General features: G+C 65.0%; 17 protein-coding genes. 6 read left to right on the plus strand and 11 right to left on the minus strand.

Annotation, left to right across the window (positions count from 1 at the left end):
- Positions 1–39 precede the first annotated feature (39 nt).
- The 5 genes from GA0061099_RS30090 to GA0061099_RS30110 are packed head-to-tail and all read right to left on the minus strand — an operon-like array spanning position 40 to position 3,440.
- The gene (locus tag GA0061099_RS30090) at positions 40–651 is read right to left on the minus strand and encodes a DUF3306 domain-containing protein (protein ID WP_036023636.1); all 612 of its coding nucleotides are present in this window, start codon (positions 649–651) and stop codon (positions 40–42) included.
- Positions 648–1,163, minus strand: a complete 516-nt coding sequence (locus GA0061099_RS30095; protein ID WP_036023633.1) for a DUF3305 domain-containing protein — start codon at positions 1,161–1,163, stop codon at positions 648–650. Before GA0061099_RS30095 ends, GA0061099_RS30090 begins: the two co-directional genes overlap by 4 nt.
- On the minus strand, positions 1,160–2,167 hold the full coding sequence (locus GA0061099_RS30100) for a DUF6352 family protein (RefSeq protein WP_036023630.1): 1,008 nt from the start codon (positions 2,165–2,167) through the stop codon (positions 1,160–1,162). The genes GA0061099_RS30095 and GA0061099_RS30100 overlap by 4 nt, the downstream gene beginning before the upstream one ends.
- Positions 2,164–2,703, minus strand: a complete 540-nt coding sequence (locus tag GA0061099_RS30105; RefSeq protein ID WP_036005125.1) for a DUF6505 family protein — start codon at positions 2,701–2,703, stop codon at positions 2,164–2,166. Before GA0061099_RS30105 ends, GA0061099_RS30100 begins: the two co-directional genes overlap by 4 nt.
- Positions 2,700–3,440 (minus strand): biotin/lipoate--protein ligase family protein, encoded by a 741-nt coding sequence (locus tag GA0061099_RS30110; RefSeq protein ID WP_036023628.1) that lies wholly within the window; start codon positions 3,438–3,440, stop codon positions 2,700–2,702. The genes GA0061099_RS30105 and GA0061099_RS30110 overlap by 4 nt, the downstream gene beginning before the upstream one ends.
- Before the next feature lie 164 nt (positions 3,441–3,604).
- Here GA0061099_RS30110 and GA0061099_RS30115 point away from each other — a divergent pair, with 164 nt between their 5' ends.
- A complete protein-coding gene (locus GA0061099_RS30115) occupies positions 3,605–5,575 on the plus strand; it encodes a 4Fe-4S binding protein (RefSeq protein WP_074448198.1) in 1,971 nt (656 codons plus the stop codon).
- Between the two features lie 30 nt (positions 5,576–5,605).
- On the opposite strand, the gene GA0061099_RS30120 is transcribed toward GA0061099_RS30115, so the two are convergent.
- Entirely contained in the window at positions 5,606–6,895 is a 1,290-nt protein-coding gene (locus GA0061099_RS30120; protein ID WP_036023624.1) for a c-type cytochrome, read from the minus strand.
- Positions 6,896–6,983: 88 nt separating this feature from the next.
- Positions 6,984–7,244, minus strand: coding sequence for a hypothetical protein (locus GA0061099_RS40415; protein ID WP_128262436.1), 261 nt, complete (start codon positions 7,242–7,244; stop codon positions 6,984–6,986).
- A 236-nt stretch (positions 7,245–7,480) separates the two neighbouring features.
- Here GA0061099_RS40415 and GA0061099_RS42810 point away from each other — a divergent pair, with 236 nt between their 5' ends.
- A complete protein-coding gene (locus tag GA0061099_RS42810; protein ID WP_260346694.1) occupies positions 7,481–7,603 on the plus strand; it encodes a hypothetical protein in 123 nt (40 codons plus the stop codon).
- Between the two features lie 6 nt (positions 7,604–7,609).
- Here GA0061099_RS42810 and GA0061099_RS41450 read toward each other — a convergent pair whose 3' ends face one another.
- Positions 7,610–7,753, minus strand: coding sequence for a hypothetical protein (locus GA0061099_RS41450; RefSeq protein ID WP_157785990.1), 144 nt, complete (start codon positions 7,751–7,753; stop codon positions 7,610–7,612).
- A 162-nt stretch (positions 7,754–7,915) separates the two neighbouring features.
- Between GA0061099_RS41450 and GA0061099_RS30125 the strand changes: the two genes are divergently transcribed.
- On the plus strand, positions 7,916–9,052 hold the full coding sequence (locus tag GA0061099_RS30125) for a GNAT family N-acetyltransferase (RefSeq protein ID WP_036023621.1): 1,137 nt from the start codon (positions 7,916–7,918) through the stop codon (positions 9,050–9,052).
- A 20-nt stretch (positions 9,053–9,072) separates the two neighbouring features.
- On the opposite strand, the gene GA0061099_RS30130 is transcribed toward GA0061099_RS30125, so the two are convergent.
- Positions 9,073–10,290 (minus strand): FAD-dependent oxidoreductase, encoded by a 1,218-nt coding sequence (locus GA0061099_RS30130; RefSeq protein WP_036023619.1) that lies wholly within the window; start codon positions 10,288–10,290, stop codon positions 9,073–9,075.
- 409 nt (positions 10,291–10,699) lie between these two features.
- Between GA0061099_RS30130 and GA0061099_RS30135 the strand changes: the two genes are divergently transcribed.
- The 3 genes from GA0061099_RS30135 (at position 10,700) to GA0061099_RS30145 (ending at position 14,993) form a co-directional block, all read left to right on the plus strand.
- Positions 10,700–12,046, plus strand: a complete 1,347-nt coding sequence (locus GA0061099_RS30135; protein ID WP_036005142.1) for a lipopolysaccharide biosynthesis protein — start codon at positions 10,700–10,702, stop codon at positions 12,044–12,046.
- 206 nt (positions 12,047–12,252) lie between these two features.
- A complete protein-coding gene (locus tag GA0061099_RS30140) occupies positions 12,253–13,428 on the plus strand; it encodes a glycosyltransferase family 4 protein (protein ID WP_036023616.1) in 1,176 nt (391 codons plus the stop codon).
- Between the two features lie 29 nt (positions 13,429–13,457).
- Positions 13,458–14,993 (plus strand): glucosamine inositolphosphorylceramide transferase family protein, encoded by a 1,536-nt coding sequence (locus tag GA0061099_RS30145; RefSeq protein WP_036023614.1) that lies wholly within the window; start codon positions 13,458–13,460, stop codon positions 14,991–14,993.
- Here the strand turns inward: GA0061099_RS30145 and GA0061099_RS30150 are convergent.
- Positions 14,958–16,685, minus strand: a complete 1,728-nt coding sequence (locus GA0061099_RS30150; RefSeq protein WP_036023730.1) for an FAD-dependent oxidoreductase — start codon at positions 16,683–16,685, stop codon at positions 14,958–14,960. The two genes, GA0061099_RS30145 and GA0061099_RS30150, sit on opposite strands and share 36 nt — an antisense overlap.
- A gap of 46 nt (positions 16,686–16,731) precedes the next feature.
- The gene (locus GA0061099_RS30155; protein WP_036023611.1) at positions 16,732–17,199 is read right to left on the minus strand and encodes a MarR family winged helix-turn-helix transcriptional regulator; all 468 of its coding nucleotides are present in this window, start codon (positions 17,197–17,199) and stop codon (positions 16,732–16,734) included.
- Positions 17,200–17,279: the final 80 nt, after the last annotated feature.

Raw genomic sequence — 17,279 nt, forward strand, 5'->3', positions numbered from 1 at the left:
CGCCTGCCATAGCCTGTACCTATAGTCTTTGGTCGTGGTTCAGCGCGGCAGTGCACCACCATGCGTGCGGGACCTCACAGGCTCTGCAGAATCCGCAGGTCTTTCACCCACTGTCGGTTGCACTGCAGCAGGGATTGCCAGGTGCTGCGTCTCATCGGGCGGCTCGACGACATTGGAAACAAGTGCCACATCGGCTTGATGCGATTCCGCCGGAGAATCCGCCGTTTCGATCGACGCCTCAGCAAGAGTCTGGGCCGCCTCGCGCACGCCGCCGACAATGCGATCGACCAGTGCGGCCAGCTCCTCCGAGGAACAATCCAGCGGGCCAAATCCCGGCATCGCCGTCGGGTCGTTGAAGTCCCATGCATTCTCCGCGAGCCCGACGAAGTCGCGAATCGCGGGATCGGTCGCCCAAGCGCGGCGAAGAGCCGCAAGGCTCAACTCGCGAGGAATCCCCTTGCCGAGGAAGGCCGTGATGTCGGTGGCAGCATTGATCTCGTCGATCGACGGCAGGCTCGACAGATCGAACTCCGTCTCGTCCTCTTTGTCCTCGGACGGCGGCGTCGGCTGCGCCGGGGCAGGTTTCGCCGGCTCCGCTCGCGACTGCTGTTTGCGGCGGGACCAACGCGCAAGGAAGTCCTCCTCACTCATTCCTTTCCGCCTTCATGTTCGCGCCGCGCCAGCGCCTCCGGATCGGCACGGCGCCGCTTGCGTTTGACGAATTCGCGCTCGACATGGTGCTCGGCCACGAAGCTTTCAATCGCCTCGCGCAGCACTTCCGGCATCGGCACGGCCTCGACGAGATTGTCGGCGGCTTCGGTAAAGCCTTCGCCCTCGGCGGGGTCGGCGGTCACCGCGGTGACTGCATAGGGCCAGACGCCTTGCGCAGGCGACAACACGACCCAGATGCTCGGACCGCCGGAGGCGAGATTGTCGCGATAGCGCGCCGTCTCCGACGGATAGAGATCGATGGTCGCACTTCCGGCATAGAACAGGGTCGTGCCGTCCTGCTCGCGAAGCACGGTCCATGGCTCGGTCGACGGCTCGTCCGGCAGGACAGCAATTCCGCGCCAGATGAAATCGACCCAAGGCGAGTCGGCCTTGCGCCGCTCGACTACGACGCCGACGGCAATCGAGAGGGACGGCAATGCCGCGGGGCTCACGTCGCCATCTCCAGCCGCTTCACCGGCAACCCGGTCAGCAGATTCTGTGGCTTCATCCGCAGCTTCTGATCCGCCGTCATCGACAGGATCAGGTAGACCGGCTCATCCCCGACATCGTCGAGGGCACGGCTGGAATCCGCAAACGTCAGCCGGAACAGCGCCAGCACGCGATCGGCGTCGCGCTCGCCGAGCTCTTCGCCGCGCCACAGACGGTCGCCGAGCCTCGTGGCATCGGCATCGAGCCCGACATACCAGCTCAGCTTCGCCTCGTGCAGCGCCCGTAGCGGCTCGATCACGACATCGATGCCGAGCAGATGGGAGACCCAACGCGTCATCGCCTGCGCCAGCGCTACAGGTCCGCGGCCGTCGGCGGTCAGGTCGAGGGCCATGTCGAACTGGTCGCTCCGGTGCCAATAGGCCTCGGCATTCTCCTCGCCCAACACCTCGACCACCGCATCGGTGGTGGCGCCGAGCATCGACATCAGCGAGAGCACCGGGGTCGGGCTCCGGCCGCCGACGACCTCCTCGTCTCCCAGCAACAAAGCGTGCTCATGTGGGAGAACGCGCTGGATCCGGAAGAACAATTCGGCCGCGCGCAGCACGAACGGGTCGTCGCAGCCGTCGAGCGCGTTGCGCAGGATGACGTGCACGAGCTGGTTGACGAACAGCGGCGGCAGATCGTTCGCCCCTGAGCGGAGCCAGGCAAGATAGGCCGCTTCGAGCGTCGGATGCCGCAGCAGAAGATCGCGGAACGCCAGCACGAACTGCCAATTCTCCCTGGCATCAGCATCGGCAATCGCGGCGATCTCGCCGGCGCCGACGGCCTGGCGCGGGTCGGCGAGCAGATCGCGATGCAGCCGGCGTTCGACCGGGCACGCGTCGTCCGGCGGCATCAGCTCGGGACGGGCAAAATAGGCTTTGAGAAATTCGTCCGTGACACGCAGGCCGCCGCCCTCGTCGCGATCGAGCAGGTGGTGACCACAGGAGATCCAGAAATCGTTCATCGGACGGTCGGCTCCCGGCCGAGATCCGCAAGCCTGAGATCGCCGTCCGGCTCGACGTCGTCCTCCATCTCGATGAACGAGAACGCCTTGCCATGCCCCTGGCCTTCCCGAAGCTGCAGCCGGCGGAACGACTCGCGGACCTCCCCGTCGCTCGAGGTGCGGTGCACTGCAATAAGCGAGCTGATGGGATGGCTGCAGAGCGACTGGGCAAAAGCGACCTCCTCTTCGGCCGCCGTTTTCGCCGCCGCCATATCCGGCGCGCCGAAACGATCGACCAATTGCCTCGCCAGCAGATCGACCAGGCCGTGGTAATCGTCCGCGGTCGCCGGAACGATCTGCGCCAGCGTCGACCAGCCCCAGGATTGCACCCCGAGGAACCCACCGCGAAACGCCGCGCGGGCCTTGCCCTCGAGCTTCGCGCCATCGCAATCCCAGAAGCGGAAGGCGCCGGAAACGGCCCATTCGCCCGGCTCTGCCGCCACGTCGAACACGAAAGTGTCCGAGGGATCGAGCGCGATCGTGCGCAGGAGTTTCACAGGCGCGGTCCTCCGAGGGCCGGATCGAGCCAGGACGGCACCGCGAGCGCCCGGACCAGGTCGCTTCGTTCGATCGTCTCCGTCCCGATGCGGCGCGTCAGGAGGTCGCCGCAATCATCTATGCGCTGTATCGTCTGCCTTTCACGCGGCATCCGCGTGAGATAGTCGCGCGCGACGCTGTCGAAGCCGTCGACCCGCCAGCCGTCCAGCGCCAGCATCAGATGCCGGGCGAAGCTTTCCGTGATCTGCGCCGCGCCCGCCTCGCCAAAGCCTTCCTGGTCAAGCGCCGAGGCCAGCGGGTGGACGCCTGGATCGTCATCATTCATGGCAACCGTCCGTATCATCGCGCCGAAGACCAGCCAGGGCGGCGGCGCCTCCTCGTCAGCTCCGGAACACCAACCCATCCGTCCGCCGCCGACCAGCCCCCCGTCGATCCTGACCGCATCCGGCCAGCCGATCGTGATCGGCTTGCTCGGCGGTGCATAGGCGCGAAGCGCGTCGGTGAGCGCAACCATGCCTGCGTAGAACGCACGCCGCGCGCTGCGCAACGGCTCGGCCGGCTCGAGCACCACGGCGAACTCGGCGAGGTCGAAGCGGCCGACATAGACGAGCGTTCCGGCGCCGCTCTCCGGTGCGATGCGGCATGCATGGGCAAAAGCGTCGCCGCTCTCGCGCAATCGCACCAATGTGAACGGCGGCGGCAGGTGGATCGGTTCCGCCGTGGAAACATGGCTCACTGGGATCGACGGCAGACCGTCCTCCGCTTTCCTTTTCTTCCCGATGGATAATGTCTATACGAGGCGAAGGGCCGGCGCGAGTCCGTCGTCGTCGTCCGAAAGGCGGAGGAGTTAACCTGGAGCAGCCGTCGAAGACCATCCTGATCTGCTCGTGCGAAGACACGATGCGCCTCGACGTGGCTGCAATCCGGCGCGCATGTCCGAACAGCGAGGTCAAGAGCTTCCGCCACCTCTGCGGGGCGGAGCTCGATCATTTCCGCAACATGGCCGCGACAGAAGGCGTGTTGACGGTCGCCTGCACGCAGCAGGCGGCGCAGTTTTCGGACGAGGCCGGCGAGCGGCCTGACGCGATCGGCTTCGTCAATATCCGCGAGACGGCTGGCTGGTCCCGCGACGGCGCGCACGCCGGCGCAAAAATGGCCGCCCTGCTCGCATCCGCCTCCATCCCCGCCCCGGACTATCCGCTCGTCACCTTGTCGAGCGAGGGCGTCATCCTGATCTACGGGCGCGATGAGGCCGCGATTGAGGCCGGCCGCCTGCTTGCCGATCACCTCGACGTCACCGTGATGCTGAAGCAGCTCGATGACACGGTGCCGCCGGTTGCCACGGTGTTCCCGATCGTGAAGGGCACGATCCGCTCCGCGAAGGGACATTTCGGCGCGTTCGAGCTTGTCATCGACGACTATGCGCGTCCCCGCCCCTCCTCGCGCGATCGCTTCGTGCTCGACTCGCCGCGAAGCGGGGTCACCTCGCGCTGCGATATCGTGCTCGATCTTTCCGGCGGTCTGCCAATGTTTCCCGCCCACGACCTGCGCGACGGCTATCTCCGCGCCGACACGAAAGATCCCGCCGCGGTGCTGCGCGCGGTGCTGACCGCGCGCGATCTCGTCGGCAGCTTCGACAAGCCCAGATATGTCGAGGTTGCGCCGGCGCTTTGCGCCCATTCGCGCTCGAAGCGTACGGGCTGCCATCGCTGTCTCGATCTTTGCCCGACCGGGGCAATCACGCCCGTCGGCGATCATATCGCAATCGATCCGAATATCTGCGCGGGCTGCGGCCAATGCGCGGCGGCCTGCCCGACCAGCGCGGTCTCCTACGCGCTGCCGCCCGCCGATACGCAGCTCCATAAACTTCGCGCCATGCTGCTCGCCTACCGCGAGGCCGGCGGCGCGAATGCGGTGCTGCTCTTTCACGACAGCCCGCACGGCACGCCGCTGATCGACGCCCTCGCGCGGCATGGCGACGGCCTGCCGGCGAACGTGCTTCCCTTTGCCGTCAACGAGCTCACGCAGGTCGGGCTGGAGGCGATCGTCGGCGCCTTTGCCTATGGCGTCTCTGCCGTGCGCTTCCTGCTCCGTGGCAAGCCGCGCCACGACGTGACCGGATTGACGCAGACGATCGCGATGGCTGAGGCGATCCTCGGCGGCCTTGGATTTGCGGGCCGTCGCCTCGCCACCATCGAAACCGACGATCCCGACGCGCTCGGCGCGCATTTGACTGATATCGGCACGCTCGCCGCGGTCCCGACGCCGGCAACTTTCAAGACCGTCGGCAAGCGGCGCGACCTCTTGCGGTTTGCCCTCAGCGAGTTGCATCGGCTGGCGCCGCAGCCGGTCGACATCATCGCGCTGCCGCAAGGTGCGCCGGTCGGCGCAATCAGCGTCGAGGCCGATGGCTGCACGCTGTGCCTATCCTGCGTCTCGGCCTGCCCGACCGGCGCATTGCGCGACGATCCCGAGCGGCCGGTGCTGAAATTCATCGAGGATGCCTGCGTGCAGTGCGGCCTGTGCCAGAGCACCTGTCCGGAAAAGGTCATCAGCCTCAAGCCGCAGATCGATTTCCGGGCGGCGCGCGCGCCCGCCGTTGTCATCAAGGAAGAGGAGCCCGCGCTCTGCGTCCGCTGCGGCACGCCCTTCGGCGTCAAGAGCACGATCGACCGCATCGCCGCCAAGCTCGAAGGCCGGCACTGGATGTATCCGGCCGGCGACAAGCGAATCGAGGCGCTCAGGATGTGCGCGGACTGCCGCGTCGTGGTCATGAGCGAACAGCAATTCGATCCGTTCAAGGGCGTTCCGGAACGAACGCCGCCGCGAACGACGGATGATTACATCCGCGAACGCAACGGCAAGGACTAAAGCGGACGAGGTCGAATCGGCGCAAGGCAATCATCTCGACGTCGCGCGGGCCAGAAATTCGGTCAGCGCGCGCCGGTCCTCGGCCGAGCCGATGCGCTGCTCCGGCATCTTGGTGCCGGGGGTGTAGGCATTCGGCCCGATTTCGAACAATCGTGCGACGGTTTCCGGCGTCCAGACGATGTCCATCGTCTTCAGTGCATCAGAGAAGCGATATCCCGGCACCGAAGCGATCTTGCGGCCGTAGAGTCCCGCAAGTGTGGGACCCGCGCGCTGCACCTCCTTGTCCGAGAGCGTGTGGCAGGCAACACAGGCCCGAAACACATCGGCGCCGTGATCGCCGGCATAGGCCGCAAGCGGGTCGGCCGGTGTGCCGACCAGGCTTGAACCGATGGGATTGCCGGTGCGGGCATTCCAGCGCCTGATCCTGCCGTCCGCACCACCCGTCATCAGTGTCTCGCGATCGGCAAGGAAGGCGACCGCCCACACCGGCAGCCCGGGCCCAACCAGGGTGCGCAGCAGGTTGCGCGACTTGCGATCGATGATCGCCACCGTGCCGCCGATCCCGGCCGCAGCGACCAGCGCACCGTCCGCCGACATGGCCAAGGCCACCACCGGCGTCGGACTGGCCGCGACCTCGCCGCTGACCTTGCCGTCCGTTGTCAGCATGCGCAGCCTGCCATCGACCGCGCCCGTGACGATTTCACCATCCGGCGCGACAGCCACCGCGTTCAGCGGCGCCGGCAAAGTCACGATGTCAGGTTGGCCATCCGGCAAACGCCAGATGCGCAGCGCAAGATCGTAGCCGACACTGACGAGCCTGCCGTCCGGCAGGAAAGCGACCCCATTGACGTTCTGCGTATGCCCTTCGAGCACGCGGGATGTGCTGTCCGACAGCGACCAGAGCCGCACTGTCTGGTCCCATGACGCCGATGCGAGAAGCGTCCCATCGGACGACACAGCAAGCGCCGCGATCGGAGCGACATGTCCCTCCAGCACCCGGTCCGGCTCCGGCCGGCCCGCCGTCCACACCGCAATGCGCGCATCGGCTCCGGCCGTGATCATGCGGCCGTCTTTGAGAAAGGCGACGGCGTTGACGCCATCGGCATGATACCGCAGCACGTGCTCTGCCGTATCTGTCCTGAGCGACCAGCGGATGACGGCGGTGTCGAAGCTGCCGGAGAGAAGGCTGTCGTCATCGGGCGAAATGGCGAGAGCCCGTATCGGGCCGCCGTGTCCGACCATGTCGGCATGCACCGTCGATGCGGCAAAGATGGTCCACAGCAATGCGGCCACCTTCGTGCACAGAGCCGATCTGTTCATTCCTGGCCGCCTGCTGACATTCACCCGCTCGAGATTGCCAGAAGAGGCAACGGAAATGAATATCCTGGAACGGTCTACTTGAAACAGTCTACTTGGCCGGTGCCGTCGTGGTCTTGGACGACCCCTCCGGCGCGGGCTGCATTCCGGGCGGACTCTGGCCCTGGGGGCTTTCGGGCGGCGCACCACCCGAGCCGGTATTGATCGGACCCGTCCAACCTTGCGGCTGGAGCTGGCCCTTGTCCTCGGGAGGCGTTTGCCCCGTCGGCGAGTTGGTTTGCGCCGGCTGGGCCAGGGCGCCCTCGACAATGCAAAGTGCTGCGAAGCACAGGATCGTTCTCGGTAATTTCACGCCAAGCCTCCGATGCGCTCACCAGGCCTGCAGAAAACTTGCAAGACCCGCATCCGTTCCGGATCGTGCAGCGCAGCAGCGCCGAGCTCCGGTCCCTTGGCTCGATGGGCGATGCGTCTTTCCGCCGATCCCGTGTTCAAAAGCCCATAGCGGGCGGATGGCTGATGCGATCGACGAGCTTGCTCGCCGCAGGCCCTGTCGTATAGATGGCGTGGTCCAATCGAGGGAGGCTGAGGATGAAGGCTTTTTTGCTTGGCTGCGTCGCGGCCGTGGTGATCGCGGTTGGTGGGATGGTGATCCTCGATCGCGTGCAGGAGCCCGCCGCGCACGCGTTTGCCACCACCGGGGTGCGGCTCTAAGAAGTCTCACTCGCGCTTGAGCCCGATCGGCCCGAGGATCGGAGCGGAGGGAACGAGCTCGACCTTGCGAACCATAGCTTCCTGCAGCCGAGGATCGTAGATCATTGCCTGCGCCATGCAGACGATGGCGCCGCGCAAGGTGCGCTCCATGCGCCATTTCCGCCTCCGGCTTCAGAATTTGGTAACCATACGAGCATGGTTGAACGCATTGGCGCAAATCGCGCGGCGGCAGTGTCTGACCTGTAACGGCCTTGGTATAAGCGCAGCTACGGTTCGAACGACGTTCGCGGATGATCCGGTTTCCTTGTGCGCATGAATAAGCCCAGCAACACGTTCGACATCGCCATCGAGCCGTCGTTCGACTTTCTGTCTCCGGAATATGCAGAGCTGTTCGATCGTTCGGCTGCCACTGCCTTCCAGCATCCGGTCTGGTTGCATAGCCTCTACACCAGGCTCGCGCCGGAAACGGATGCAACGGCTCTGGTCGTCATCGTGCGCGACCGCGACACCGGCACGCTTGCGATGGTGTTACCGCTGCTCCGAATCCGGCGCGGTCCGATACGAACCATCGAGTTCGCCGACCTCCGCGTCTCCGATTATCTGGCACCGGTTTGCAGCCCGGACGTGTTTTCACGATTGCTCGATGATGCGGCCGCATGCGCGCAGATTCGGCGCCTTGTCCGCCCCTTCGATCTACTCCGGATGGCCAAGCTGCCCGACGGACGGCTTCCGATCGAGGACCTCCTGGCCACATCCCGCCGTGTCTCGATGAACACCAATGCTTATGCCACGGTTCTGGTCGCGCCTTACGAGCAATGGCGGGCCAGTGCGATGGATCGCTCCTACCAGAAGGAACTCGCCAAGAAATATCGTCAGCTGCAGAAGAAGGGCGCGCTGAGCTTCTCATGCTGCAGCGACAGCGCCGCCGTGCTCGAGACGATGGAGGTGATGAGGAAGTTTCGCGGCCCGCGCTTTCACGCACAAGGCGACGGAGACCTGCTGCAGCGGCCCGAATATTACGGCTTCTATTCCGACGTCGCCCTTCGGGGCCTCGGGTCCTTCGTTCGCCTCTATGCCATGAAGATGGACGGCGAAGTGATCGCCGCCGTGCTCGGATTGTGCCACCGCGACAGCTTCCTCGTCATCATGAGCGCCTTCGACATCGCCGGCTACAAGAGCCAGTCCATCGGCGCGCTGATGTTCGAACAAGTGGCGCGAGATTGTATTGAGCGCGGAGATCAGATGCTCGACTTCACCATCGGCGACGAGCCATACAAGAAATCGTTCGGCGCACAGGCTTCACCGATGTGGGAGGTCACGCAGGTCGGCAGCGCCGTAGGCGCGATCGCCCTCTTCGCGCTGAAGCAGGCGCCCTGGCTCAAGCTGGCGGCCAAGCGGCTCTCCGATTTGAAGGTTCAGCCCGCCCACACCGCGAGGCCCACGCGCTGACCGGCGGGGGGTCGCAGAGATCAGGCGCGCAATACGCCGCGGACGCGGCCAAGCCAGCCCGGATGCATCTGATCGACGCGGTGTGCAAGACTGCGCCGCAGGAAGTGCAACCGTCGCCGCACGTCCCAGCCGATATCGTTGCGCGAGGTCAGCGCCTGGCGGAAGCGTGCCATCTTCAGCGATTGCTGATCCGCCGCGATCTTGTCGCGATCGGCATAGAATTGCGAGATCTTCTCCAGGCCCATGCCTGCAGTCATGAGCCATCGCGGCACATATTCGGTGCAGAGACGGTCGACGTCCACGAGCAGGCGGGCGACACCCGTTCCGGCCGCAGGACAATTGGTCTGGAACGCATCGCCGATGAGCACGATTCCGGGCCGGAGATGCCCCTCGACGACGGTCAGATCCATCACCCAGTTCTGGACGCGATCGGTCACGCGGAAATCGCCGAGGTAGCTCCGCAATCCCGGCAGCAGGCGCAAGATTGTCGCCTCCGGTTCGCGGCGCAACTCGCGCATAACAGGATCGGTCGGATCGCGGAACATGAAGAGATTGGCACGCATTCCGGCGTGGACGGGAAACAGGCTGAGATAGTCGATGCCATCGGCGGTGCGTTCGCCGTAACAGGTCAACGCCTCGAAATCGAACGGGGTGCCATCCTGGCGAGCGATCGTGAAACCGAACGACACCGAATGGCGCTCGGCAAGCACGCGCCGCCTGATGCCGAGCTTGTAGCCCAGGGCTCCCGCCATGCCGGTGGCCAGAACGACGAGGCGCGCCGCCACGCGCCGTCCGGAGGCGAGCTCGAGATGCTGGACATCGCCGCTGCTGCCAATCGCTGTGACCTCGTCGACGATCAGGTTGGAAGGATCCGGAAGCTGGCGACGCGCCATTGCGACGAGATCGGCATAGGCAAATCCGTAAGCCCTGCCGACGCTGACATCGACCACCTTGCCCTCACGGATGTTGAGCACTTGATCATATCGGCACGCGACATCTTCGAGCGCATCGAGAAAGCCGAGCTTGCCGAACAGCTCCAGCTGATGGCCGCCGATCTTCTCGACCCGAAACTCATCCGGATGGACTGCCCGCTTGTCGATCAGAGCGACGCGACGCCCTGCCCGCGCCAGCACGGCCGCCGCAAGCGATCCCGCAAGACCGCCACCGACGATGGCGACGTCCGAGTCGATGGTTGCGGTCTCGTCCCCGTCGACCGGCTCGGTCACGGTTCTCGTCATGGCTCCGGCTCCCACGGTTAACAGCGTCTGCAGTGCAATTCTCTCGCCTGATGTCGCATCGCAGGGCCGGGTGCGAACATTTCCTGAGATTGAGGTTAATGACCGCAGGTGCCCAGTTCGCCGACTCGCCGCGGCACGCGTCTTGCTGTCCCGAAACCATTCTGCACGCGAGCCCCGGATCTCGCCTTCTCAGTCGTCGATGCGGCGTTATGCCGTCCGTCGCGCGAGTTGAAACTCGCAGATGTTGGACAATGGAGACAGCGATGTTCCAGAACGAAGCAACCCGTATCACCGCGATCGCCGAAATCCTCCAACTCGTCCATTAACACTCGCGATTGCTCGACATGCTAGGTTCTCGCCGGTATCGGAACATGTCTCGTCAGGGGAGCGCGGCTCCCTTAACCCTTCCATGATCGCATCCATTCTCCAGTTCATGCGGCGCGACGTCACGCGCGGCGTTGCCGGGACCATCCTGCTCAAGGTCGGCAGCGGCGTGCTCGCGTTCGCGTTGTTCTCGCTGGCTGCGCGGACGATGTCGCCTGACGGCTTCGGCATCTTTGCGACCTGGCTGTCGGTCGCGCAGATCGCAGCCGTCGTGGGACTGGTCGGCCAGGAATCCCTGCTGGTGCGATTCCTGAACGAATACCAGGTCGGCGAAAGGCCGGACCTTACCAAGGGCGTGCTGCAATCGAGCTTGAAGATCGCCTCGCTCGCAATGCTGATCGTGATCGGCGGAATCGCGATCGTCGCGAGCATGAGAGGCGACTGGTGGCTGCTGATCCTTGCGGTGTCGGCCTACACGGCCGTCAATGCCGGATTGATGCTCGGCAGCCAGATCGCGCGCTCGCTGGTCAGCATTCTCATGGGCGAAGGAAACCGCGAGTTCCTTTGGCGGGCCCTCGTCGTCGTGTTCCTGCTCGTCATGCTGCTCGCCCATCGCCAACTCGATCCGGCCGAGCTGTTCGCGGCGATGACGGTCGCCATGTCGGTTGGCCTTGTTGCGCAGATCGTATCCGTCGCGCGCGTGCTGCCGGATCTGCGCAGTACGCCGGCGCGCTCGGAGACGTCACGCTGGCGATCAAGTGCCCTGCACTTCTGGCTCGCATCGATCCTCGAAGTCGCCAATCAGTATCTCGACGTCATTCTGGTCTACTGGATGCTGGATCCGACGACCGCGGGAATCTACTTTGCCGCCTCGCGCCTCGCCAACATTTTCGCCATGGTGTCCGCGGCGCTTTACACGTTCGGTGCGCGCCGGCTCCCGTCGCTCTATTTCAGCAAGAACCACGGGGAGTTCGAGCGGACCTCGCGCTTGATGGCGGAAGTGACTGGGCTCTGCGTCGTCGCCGGTCTCGCCACGATCTGGATCGGCGGCCCCTATCTCCTCAACCTGTTCGGACCTCATTTCGCCGAGCAGCATTCGGTCCTGATCGTGCTTGCAATCGGAACCGCCATTCAGGCGGCGGGCGGCCCGGCTGCTGCGATCTTGCAGCTGACCGGTCATGAACGAATCTATGTGCCGGTGGTCGCTGCCAACGTCGGGCTGCGGCTCGTCGGATTTCTCGTCCTGGTCCCCTTCCTCGGCGTGCTTGGCGCGGCGATTTCGACGACCGTGTCGCTCGCGCTCGCGACCATCGCCCTGAACGTCCTCTGCCGCCGGCGCAGCGGGGTGGATCCTTCCGTTCTGGTGCTCTTGCGCTTCCCAGCATCGAGGCGCGGCAATTATGCCGTTCGCAGCGCTGACTCGCGTGACTAGGTGTCAGCACGCGCCGCCGGGGTGAACGCGCAGGACCGATTGGTTAACGCGCCAGCCGGGAACCAGCGGAAATGCTGCGCCAACGACACCGTCGCCATCGCGCCGCATTAACTCCGTTTGTTGCTAGCCGGTGTCCGCGGGATGCCCGCATGATAGGTACGGAGTTAAGAAGGTGAAGATTTCGTTGCTTTAGCGGGTCGGGATCCGTGCTCCATTATCAGCAGAACAAGGACCTGGACGAGACGAGCGCGACGGCACCTGCGCGGCCGAACGGCAGTGGGCGAAAACTCCACGTGCTTCTTGCGCAAACCCAGGCCGAGAACGCCGGTGCACAGGAGATCTCGCGGCTGCTCGGCGCCGGGCTGACCGCGCGCGGTCACCGGGTCACCAATCTGTTCTTCTTCCGCAAATCGGACTCCTTTGACGAACCGCCCGCCACGCTCTACTGCGCGCCGAGCCGGCCGGGCAATCCGCTGGCGCTGCTGGGGATGCTGTGGACGCTCGGCCGCCACATCAGAACCACCAGGCCCGACGCCGTCCTGACCTTCCAGCATTTCGGCAACGTCATCGGCGCCGGCGTCACGCGCCTCGTCAGCCGTGCACCCGTCGTCGCCAATCAGGTTTCATCCGCGCTGGCGATGAGCTGGCCGGTCCGCACCGCCGACATCGCCATGGGCAGCCTCGGCTTCTTCGACTGCATCACGCTCAATTCGCAGGACATGGAGCGCGAATATTCGCGCTACCCCGCGGCCTACCGGTCGCGCATGGTGCATGTGCCGCACGGCTTCGACGACAAGGCCCTTACCCTGTCGAAGGAGGCGGCACGAGGTCAATTCAACCTGCCACCGGACCGCGTCCTGCTCGGTTGCGCGGCACGGCTGCATCCGCATAAGCGGCTCGATCTGGCGATCGGTCTGCTGCCGGATCAACCGTCCTGGCATCTTGCGCTGGCCGGCCAGGGAGCCGACGAGGCCCGGCTGAGGCAGCTCGCGAACGACTTGAACGTCGCGGACCGTCTGCATTTGCTGGGAGAGATTCCTCCTGGCCGGATGGCGGACTTCCTTGCTTGTCTCGACGTGTTCGTCTTTCCGACCCAGGCCGAGACCTTCGGTCTGGCCGCGGTCGAGGCTGCCAACGCCGGTGTTCCCTCCGTCGTGACCGATCTTCCCGTCCTGCGCGAGGTATTGTCCTACGAGGGCAGACCGACGGCGCTCTTCGTCGATGCCTCCGATCATGCGAAGCTCTCCGCGGCGGTCTCCAGGCTGGTAACCGACAAGCAATTACGTGACGAGCTGCGACAAAACGCCAAAGGCCTGCGGCTGCGCTATTCGGTAGATGCCATGGTCGAGGAATACGTCCGGATTCTCGACCGGGTCGTTTGACCTGATACGTCGGAACAGATTGGCTCGACATGATCATCGAGTTTCGCTGTGAACGTGACTATGCGCGGCGCTGGATGGACCGCAGGACGCTGTCGGTCGACGGCCGGGACATGTCGGTGCAAGTTGCATGGACGGCAACGGCGGAGCCGCGGCCGGCAGGTCTCGATGCGCTGGTCGAGCTCGAACGCATCGTGTTGCACAAGGGCAAGCACAGCGCCGCCGACAGGCTGACGATCAGCTCCGAACCAGCACGGGTCAGCATCGGCACCGCCGACGTAATCGTCGATTTCACGAATGCCCCGCGCGATCCGGCGAGCCCGGCCCGGCTGTATCTGCGGCCGCTGTTCAACGGCGTCGCAGGCGAAAATGCCGCGCTCGCCGCCATCCTCGCCGGCGACCTGCCCGTGATCGAGATCGTCAACGAGATCGACGGTTCGGTCCTCGACCGCGGCCATCCGTCCGGTGAGATTGCTGCGGGCCTCAGTGGTGCGCTCGAAACGATCATGGCGCGGACCCTCACCATGCTGGCGGCGATCCTGTCGGGAAGGCCGCGCATCGTGCCGCACCTGCCGCGCCCCGCTTCAACTGTCCCGCACCGCGGACCCGTTGGCTACGTGGCGCGCGGCCTTGCCGTATCGATCGCCAAGGAGATCTATCGCCTCTGCTGCTATGCCCCGCATTGGCATATCGGATGGCGCTTCAACGACGGCCCGGGCGTCTGGCAGACCGGAGACCTGTCAGGTCCAAGCTGGAACGTTCTGGGAGATCCTGGAAACCACTTCTACGCCGATCCCTTTCCCGTCACGTGGCAGGGACGGACCTTCGCCTTCTTCGAGGATCTCGATCACCGTGTCGGAAAAGGTATCATTTCCGCGATCGCGTTCAACGACGCGGGGCCGATCGGCGAGGTGACGCCGGTGCTGGAGGAGCCCTGTCACCTCTCCTATCCGTTCCTGATCGAGGACGATGGCGAGCTGTGGATGATCCCGGAGAGCTCGACCCGCGGGGACGTCGCCCTCTACAAATGCACTCGGTTTCCGGACAAATGGGAGCGATACGCAACGCTCCTTTCCGGCCTCGAGCTGGCCGACGTCACGATCACGCGCCACAACGGCCTGTATTATCTGTTTGGCGCCTGGCGCGACGGAACGGGTGGCTATTCGGATTCGCTGGCGATCTATTACGCCGATCGGCTCTTGGGGCCTTGGCTTCCCCACGCCAGCAATCCCGTCTTGATCGACCGCGCCAGCACGCGGCCGGCAGGAAACTTCGTCACGCTCGATGACAAACTGTGGCGACCGGTCCAGGATTGCACCGACGGATACGGCGCAGCGCTTGCCCTGGCGGAAGTGGTCGAGCTGTCGCCGACGGTATTCAAGCAGGTCGTCCGCCACACTCTGAAACCCGGACCGGCATGGCCGGGCAGGAAGCTGCACACCTTGAATCGCTGCGGGCGGCTCGAGCTGATCGACGGATCGCGCGTCCAGCCCAAGACCAGTCTCTTTACGAGCGCAATTCCATCGGCCGTGTCACCTGCGCGAACCAATCCCTCCACCGCCGGCTAGCAGCCGCGCGTCTTCGCGCCCGAGTACGCGGCTAAGAACGCGTGCGATCGTTCCTGCCTGCGATGCGTTGCCGCGCCAAGCCACGATCTGGTCGGGACGTATCAGGGCGAGATCCGCCTCATAGAGATCGCGCAACGATCTGGGTAGCGTGACGAGCTTTACGTCGGCCCCGATCGCGCGAATGGTGTCAGCGAATGACGCATGGGCCGACATGACGTCCCCAAACTGAAGCAAGGTCCATTCGAATCCGAACTGGTCGTATAGCGACATGCCGTCCTCCAGCCACGCATGCGGTGGGCGGCCACCGGGAGAGGCGGTGGGAACGTAGACGTTGGCAGCATCCGGCGGCGGCTCGCTACCATCGGGGACGATGATTGGGGAGCCGTCGTAGCGTCCGCCGAAGGTGACGCCGGGGATGTTGAACTCGGCACGGGCGTGCTGATTGAGATAGGCACCCGCGATTCGCCGCGCCTTGTGGCCGGCCTCCGTGGCATCCTCGATCTCCGGCGCCGGCGCGAAGAGGCCAAGCGAATCGGCGAAGCGGCGCGCATGATCGGTGTTGCGGAGCGCCACCGGACGCCGCTCGACCTCGTAACTATTGAGCAGTGCCGCCGGGCTCACGCCCTTGACGACGCTTGCGAGCTTCCAGCCGAGATTGACCGCATCCTCGATGGCGGTGTTGTAGCCGAGCCCGCCGGTCGGCGTGAACAGATGCGCCGCGTCGCCGCCGAGGAAGACCCTGCCCCGCTGCATCCCGCTTGCCACCAATGCGTGACCGGCGGTCCAGGTCAGGAAGGACAGAACTTCGCAATCGATCGGCGCACCGCAGGCGCGCTGGAACGCGGCTTTGGCCTGGTTGATCGTGATCGCAGTTTCGTCCTCGCCCGGTCGCAACTGGGTGTGGAATGCAAACTCATCACGACCGTTCACCGAGGCCATGAAGGCGCGGCGGTCGCCGTTGAAGCAATTGTACATCCACGCTTTCGCGTGGGGAACGCGCGCGTAGAAATCGGGCGAGCGGAGATAGACCGCCAGCATGCGGCCGCCCATGAAGTCGCGCTGCGTCCCGCTCTCGCCGCCATAGACGATCCCGAGCGATTGCCGGACCATCGAGCGCGGCCCGTCGGCCCCGACCAGGAAGTCGGCGCGGACCCGAAAGCGGCTGCCATCGTCGAGACATTCGATATTGCCGGCGATACCGTCATCACTTTCCGTGTAGCCGATCAGCCGGTGACTGTAGTTGAGCTGGATTCCGGGCAGCCGTTCGGCGTGGCGGCGCAGCACCGCCTCGACATATTTCTGCGAGACCCGATGCGGCAGCTCCGCCGCGCTCCAGGAGCCTGACATGCCCTTGATCAGCTCACCCGCCCGCGACGCTGACGGCAGCGCGAACCGCGCCAGCTCGTATCCGGTATAGCGCGTGAAATATGCGACATCGGTCGGGTAGTCCGCGGGCAGACCTTCGCGCCTGATCTCGTCGGCAAAGCCCAGCCGCCGATAATGCTCCATCGAGCGCGCCTGCGTCGCATTGGCTTGCGGGTTGAAGGCCGTGCCCGGCTTTTCGTCGACCAGGATCGCGGACACGCCGCGGCGGCCGAGCTCGTTGGCCAGCATCAGCCCGCAAGGGCCCCCGCCAACGATGAGCACCGCGGCCGTCAGACGAATTTCCAAGATGCTTCTCCCTACCAACACCAACCTGCATGGTAAGGACACCTGACTATTTCGTCAAGCTGCCTGACTAATTCGGGTCGTCGAGCGTGTCGAATTCCGTGCCATACACCGCGAGCCCCTTCAGGATTGCATCCATCGTGGCCTTGCCGAGCTCGACGCGCATCTCCCGCTCGGCGATGTCGACGGCATCACGGAACGCATCGAGCCATTTGCGTCCGGCCGGCGTGAACACGACGATGCGCGCGCGCCGGTCGGTCGGATCGGCGATGCGATCGACGAGGCCGAGCGCGGCGCATTGGTCGACCAGCTCGCCCATCGCCTGCTTGCTCATGGAGGCGCGGCGGGCGAGCTCGGTGAGCCGCGTCCCCTCCACGTCCAGATTGCGCGTGAGGCTGACATGGGCGATGCGCGTCTCGTCGTGGCCCCGCTCGGTCATCAATTCGAGCACACGGCCTTCGAAGCGCCGCACCGCGTTATTGAGCAGGCGGCCGATATTGGCATGCCGCCACGCGGTGCCTGACGTCGTGGATTTCACCGGATCTGCTTTCCGAATCGACCGAACGAGATCGTGGAAAGCTAGCACAGGCATTGCTGCGTGCTACTGGTGAGCACGCG

Source organism: Bradyrhizobium yuanmingense, from assembly GCF_900094575.1.
In the GTDB taxonomy this organism is placed as follows: domain Bacteria; phylum Pseudomonadota; class Alphaproteobacteria; order Rhizobiales; family Xanthobacteraceae; genus Bradyrhizobium; species Bradyrhizobium yuanmingense.

Excerpts from the sequence above, each read along its gene's own strand:
- GA0061099_RS30090 (WP_036023636.1), bottom strand. The coding sequence starts at position 651 with ATGAGTGAGGAGGACTTCCTTGCGCGTTGGTCCCGCCGCAAACAGCAG.
- GA0061099_RS30100 (WP_036023630.1), bottom strand. The coding sequence starts at position 2,167 with ATGAACGATTTCTGGATCTCCTGTGGTCACCACCTGCTCGATCGCGAC.
- GA0061099_RS30115 (WP_074448198.1), top strand. The coding sequence starts at position 3,605 with ATGCGCCTCGACGTGGCTGCAATCCGGCGCGCATGTCCGAACAGCGAG.
- GA0061099_RS30120 (WP_036023624.1), bottom strand. The coding sequence starts at position 6,895 with ATGAACAGATCGGCTCTGTGCACGAAGGTGGCCGCATTGCTGTGGACC.
- GA0061099_RS42810 (WP_260346694.1), top strand. The coding sequence starts at position 7,481 with ATGAAGGCTTTTTTGCTTGGCTGCGTCGCGGCCGTGGTGATCGCGGTT.
- GA0061099_RS41450 (WP_157785990.1), bottom strand. The coding sequence starts at position 7,753 with ATGGAGCGCACCTTGCGCGGCGCCATCGTCTGCATGGCGCAGGCAATG.
- GA0061099_RS30125 (WP_036023621.1), top strand. The coding sequence starts at position 7,916 with ATGAATAAGCCCAGCAACACGTTCGACATCGCCATCGAGCCGTCGTTC.
- GA0061099_RS30130 (WP_036023619.1), bottom strand. The coding sequence starts at position 10,290 with ATGACGAGAACCGTGACCGAGCCGGTCGACGGGGACGAGACCGCAACC.
- GA0061099_RS30135 (WP_036005142.1), top strand. The coding sequence starts at position 10,700 with ATGATCGCATCCATTCTCCAGTTCATGCGGCGCGACGTCACGCGCGGC.
- GA0061099_RS30145 (WP_036023614.1), top strand. The coding sequence starts at position 13,458 with ATGATCATCGAGTTTCGCTGTGAACGTGACTATGCGCGGCGCTGGATG.